The organism is Kitasatospora sp. NPDC059571, assembly GCF_042735675.1.
GTDB lineage: Bacteria > Actinomycetota > Actinomycetes > Streptomycetales > Streptomycetaceae > Kitasatospora.
This window is the reverse complement of sequence record NZ_JBHWBW010000573.1, coordinates 1-4,506: the sequence shown is the minus strand read 5'-3', so window position 1 is coordinate 4,506 and position 4,506 is coordinate 1. Positions and strand designations below refer to the sequence as shown.

5 protein-coding genes are annotated in these 4,506 nt (G+C 75.0%); 3 read left to right on the top strand and 2 right to left on the bottom strand.

Translation table 11 applies throughout. The annotated features are described in order from the left end of the window. Positions 1 to 36 precede the first annotated feature (36 nt). Entirely contained in the window at positions 37 to 831 is a 795-nt protein-coding gene (locus ACFV0G_RS35760; protein ID WP_380556940.1) for an alpha/beta fold hydrolase, read from the bottom strand. 92 nt (positions 832 to 923) lie between these two features. On the opposite strand from ACFV0G_RS35760, the gene ACFV0G_RS35755 reads away from it, so the two are divergent. Together ACFV0G_RS35755 and ACFV0G_RS35750 are read left to right on the top strand one after the other, a co-directional pair. Beyond that, positions 924 to 1,928: an ABC transporter ATP-binding protein gene (locus ACFV0G_RS35755; RefSeq protein ID WP_380556938.1), complete on the top strand. Its 1,005-nt coding sequence runs from the start codon at positions 924 to 926 to the stop codon at positions 1,926 to 1,928. Position 1,929: 1 nt separating this feature from the next. After that, positions 1,930 to 2,694 (top strand): ABC transporter permease, encoded by a 765-nt coding sequence (locus ACFV0G_RS35750; RefSeq protein WP_380556936.1) that lies wholly within the window; start codon positions 1,930 to 1,932, stop codon positions 2,692 to 2,694. A gap of 13 nt (positions 2,695 to 2,707) precedes the next feature. Here the strand turns inward: ACFV0G_RS35750 and ACFV0G_RS35745 are convergent, their stop codons facing one another. Further along, positions 2,708 to 3,031, bottom strand: coding sequence for an ATP/GTP-binding protein (locus tag ACFV0G_RS35745; protein WP_380556934.1), 324 nt, complete (start codon positions 3,029 to 3,031; stop codon positions 2,708 to 2,710). Between the two features lie 321 nt (positions 3,032 to 3,352). On the opposite strand from ACFV0G_RS35745, the gene ACFV0G_RS35740 reads away from it, so the two are divergent. Continuing rightward, positions 3,353 to 4,480: an LLM class flavin-dependent oxidoreductase gene (locus ACFV0G_RS35740; protein ID WP_380556942.1), complete on the top strand. Its 1,128-nt coding sequence runs from the start codon at positions 3,353 to 3,355 to the stop codon at positions 4,478 to 4,480. Positions 4,481 to 4,506: the final 26 nt, after the last annotated feature.

Below are 4,506 nucleotides of genomic sequence, written 5' to 3'. Positions count from 1 at the left end.
GGCGGGCGGGTGCCCGCCCCGGACCGTACGGCGCGGTCAGCCGCGGACGCGCTTGAGGAGGTCCCGGACGGCCGCGTCGAAGGTCTCCGGGGCCTCCAGCGAGCTCAGGTGGCCGACCGCCGGGATGACGGTGAGTTCGGCGTCCGGGAGCGCGTCGGCCATCATCCGCGCCTCGGCGAACGGCGTGAGGGTGTCCGCCTCGCCGACGATCACCGCGGCCGGCACCCGGACGCCGGCCAGCACCTCCAGCGAGTCCCCGCGGGCGGCCATCGCGCGCTGCGCCCAGGCGACCGCGCGCGGCGGCGCCTCGGCGATCATGGCGCGCACCCGGTCGGCGAGCTCCGGGTCGGTGGCCGGGCCGAGCAGCCCGTCCTCGATCCGCTCGTCCGCGAGGATCTGCACGCTCATCCGGGCCTCCACCGCGCGGGCGATCCGCTCGCGGTTGGCGCGGGCCGGGTCGGTGTCCGCGGTGGCCTTGGTGTCGGCCAGCAGCAGCCCGGCCAGCCGGTCCCCGTGCCGACGGGCGAAGGCCATCGCCGCGTAGCCGCCCATCGACAGGCCGCCGACCACCGCGCGCTGCAGCCCGGCCGAGTCCAGCAGCCGGGCCACGTCGTCGGCGACCAGGTCGAGCGAGGGCTCGTCGTCGCCGAGCGGCGCCGCACCGAACCCGCGCAGGTCCGGGGCGAGGACCCGGCAGGACTCCCCGGCCGCACCGGGCAGCCGCTCCAGCTGGGCGGCCCACATCCGGGCCGAGAGCGGGAAGGCGTGCAGCAGGACGAGCGGGATGCCGGTGCCGTGCTGGCGGACGGCCGGCGCGCTGGGGTTGGTCATGCAGCCACCGTATTGCGGCTCGCCGAGATGCCGCAGCCATCACACCCGATTGTCCCTTTTGTCATAGCCTGGCGATGATCGAGGGAGCGCGGATGATCGAGCTGCACGAGCTGACGAAGCATTACGGCGACACCCTGGCGGTCGACCGGCTGAGCTTCCGGGTCCCGCAGGGCCAGGTCACCGGCTTCCTCGGCCCCAACGGCGCGGGCAAGTCCACCACCATGCGCATGATCCTCGGCCTCGACCACCCCACCGCCGGCCGGGTCACCCTCGACGGCCGCCCGTACGACCGGATCGACGAGCCGCTGCGCTTCATCGGCGCGCTGCTGGAGGCCAAGGCGGTGCACCCCGGCCGCACCGCGTACGACCACCTGCTCTGGCTCGCCCAGTCCAACCGGCTGCCGCGCCGGCGGGTGGACGAGGTGCTGGAGGTGGTCGGCCTGACCCCGGTCGCCCGCAAGCGGGCCCGCGGCTTCTCGCTCGGCATGGGCCAGCGGCTCGGCATCGCCTCCGCCCTGCTCGGCGACCCGGAGATCCTGATGTTCGACGAGCCGGTCAACGGGCTCGACCCGGAGGGCATCCTGTGGATCCGGAACCTGATGAAGGGCCTGGCCGCCGACGGGCGGACGGTCTTCGTCTCCTCCCACCTGATGAGCGAGATGGCGCTGACCGCCGACCACCTGGTGGTGATCGGCCGCGGCCGGCTGCTCGCCGACCTGCCGATGGCCGACTTCATCCGGCAGAACTCCCGCTCCGCCGTCCGCCTGCGCACCCCGCAGCCCGAGCAGCTGCTGGCCGCCCTGGACGGTGCCGGGCTGCGTGCCGCGCCGGGGCCGGACGGCTCCTGGGAGGTCGAGGACGGCGACCTCGCCGCCCTCGGCGAGCTGGCCGCCGAGCACCGGATCACCCTGCACGAGCTCAGCCCGCAACAGGCTTCGCTGGAGGAGGCGTTCATGCAGATGACCGCGGACGCGGTGCAGTACCACGCCGGCGACGGGGGGCAGCGGCCCGACGCACCCGCCCCCTCCCCCGACGCGGCCCCCGCCTGGGGCGCCGACTGGCAGGCCCGCGGCGGCCGCAAGCAGGAGGAGCGCTGAGATGGCGGCCTTCCCGGCGATCCTGCAGTCCGAGTGGACGAAGGTCCGCAGCGTCCGCTCCACGGTCTGGACCCTGGCCCTGGTCTTCCTGGTGACGCTCGGCCTGGGCGCCCTGATCAGCACCCTGGCCAACAACAACTTCGCCGACTTCGCCCCGAAGAACGCACCGTTCGACGCCACCGGCACCGCCTTCTCCGGCATCATGCTCGGCGAGATCGCCATGGTGGTCTTCGGGGTGATGGCGATCGGCAACGAGTACAGCAGCGGCATGATCCGGGTCTCGCTGGCCGCCGTCCCCCAGCGGCCCACCCTGCTCGGCGGCAAGTTCACGGTGATCGGCGGCCTGGCCCTGGGGGTGTCGCTGCTGACCGCGTTCGTCACCTTCTTCGTCGGCCAGGGGCTGCTGGGCTCGCACAGCACCGGGATCGGCGACCCGCACGTGCTGCGGGCGGTCTTCGGGGCGGCCGCCTACCTGACGATGATCTGCCTCTTCTCGGCGGGCGTGACCGCGATGCTGCACAACCAGACCCTGGCGCTGGGCGTGCTGGTGCCGTTCTTCTTCCTGCTGTCGCCGATCCTCGGCGCCGTGCCCAAGGTCAAGAACGTCGCCCGGTACTTCCCCGACTACGCCGGCCAGCGCATGCTGCTGGTGTACGAGCAGTCCGGACAGCCGTACGGGCCGCTGCAGGGCTTCCTGATCTTCCTCGGCTGGACGCTGGCCGCACTGGCCGGCGGGGTGCTGGTGCTGCGCAAGCGCGACGCCTGAGCGCGCCGGGGGATCAGTACTTGGGGGCGCCGCGGCCGCGCAGGATGCCGGCCCCGCGGCGCTCCCGGGCACCCCAGCAGGCCCGGTGCCAGTGCCGGCGGTCGTCCACCCCGCCCCCGTGGTCGGGCCAGGCCACCACGTGGCCCACGCCCGGCGGGATCTCCTGGTCGCAGCCCGGGCAGCGGAAGTACCGGCCGGCCGACCCGGCCACCGTCTGGACGACCCACTCCTCGCCGCGGTAGCTCTCGGTGCGGCGCAGCGAGCCGCCGAAGGGGGCGGCGGGCGGAGCGTCCTCGCGCTCGGCGGCGCTGTTCACACGGTTGCGGCGGGGCGACACGTCAACTACCTCTCGGCCGGGCGCGGTTTCCCTCCCAGGGTACGGGGCCCCACCCGCCCCGGACCTCGATATCACGGTCCCGGGGGGTTGTCGGGTGTTTTTGCTGAGATCCACCCGATCTCCTGGGAAAATCGGGAAACGGCGTGCCGTTGGCACATGACATCGGCTACTCACGTGGTGACACGGCGGGGTTCGCAGTCCCTGCGGACCCCCGAGGAGGCACCGATGACCAAGACCACCGAGCGGCCCGGCACCGACGCACCGGCCACGCCGGCCCCCGTCCCCGGGGAGGCGTGCGACCGTCCCGCGGACACCGACCGGATCAGGGTGGGCGCGTTCCTGCTGTCCGCTCAGTTCCCCGGGCAGGGCCACGGCGAGGCGCTGGAGCGCACCGTGGACGCCGCGGTCGCCGCCGAGCGGGCCGGGCTGGACGCCGTCTGGCTGGCCGAGCACCACTTCGTCCCGTACGGCGTCTGCCCCGACGCCGCGACGCTGGCCGCGTTGCTGCTCGGACGGACCCGGCGGATCGGCGTCGGCACGGCGGTGAGCGTGCTGTCGACCGCCCACCCGGTGGCGCTCGGCGAGCGGGCCGCCCTGCTGCACCTGGTCTCCGACGGGCGGTTCACGCTGGGCGTGGGGCGCGGCGGGCCGTGGATCGACCTGGACGTCTTCGGCACCGGCCTGGAGGCCTTCGAGCACGGCTTCCCGGAGCGCCTCGACCTGCTGCTGGCCTGGCTGCGCGGCAGCCGGGTCGGCGCGGACGGGCCGCAGTTCCACTTCCCGGAGGTCGCCGTGGTGCCGCGGGCCGCCGAGCCGCCCCGCGCACCCGACCTGACCGAGTGGCTGGGCCTGGACGCGGGCGCACCGGACGCGCTGCGGCGCTTCCCGCGGCAGCGCCAGGAGGCGGCGCCGCGCCCGCCGGCCGGTCCGCCGGTGGTGGTCGCCTGCACCTCCCCCGGCGGGGTGCGCACGGCCGCCGAGCGCGGCCTGCCGATGCTGCTGGGCATGCACTCCGGCGACGAGGACAAGCAGCAGATGCTGGCCGCCTACCGGGACGCCTGGCGGGCCTGCGGACGCGGCGAGGAGCAGCTCGCCGCCGTCGAGCGCGAGCACGTGGCGGCGGGCGTCGTCCAGGTGGACGACCGGGCGCCGGCCGCCCGGGCCAGCCTGCTGCGGGCCATGCCGGGCTGGTTCGAGTACGGGCTCGGCGCGCACCGCACCGTGGACGGCCGGGAGCGCCGGATGCGCGACCCGCACGCGTACACCGAGCTCCTCTGCGACCTGCACGCGGTCGGCACCCCGGCGCAGTGCGCAGACCGGCTGCTGGCCACCGCGGAGAGCACCGGCATCCGCCGCTTCGCCCTGCTCGCCGAGGGCTCCGGCGACCGGGCGGCGACGCTGGAGAACATCGCCCGGCTCGGTTCGGAGGTGCTGCCCCGACTCGCCTGAGCGGCTCGGCCCGGCACCCGCAACGC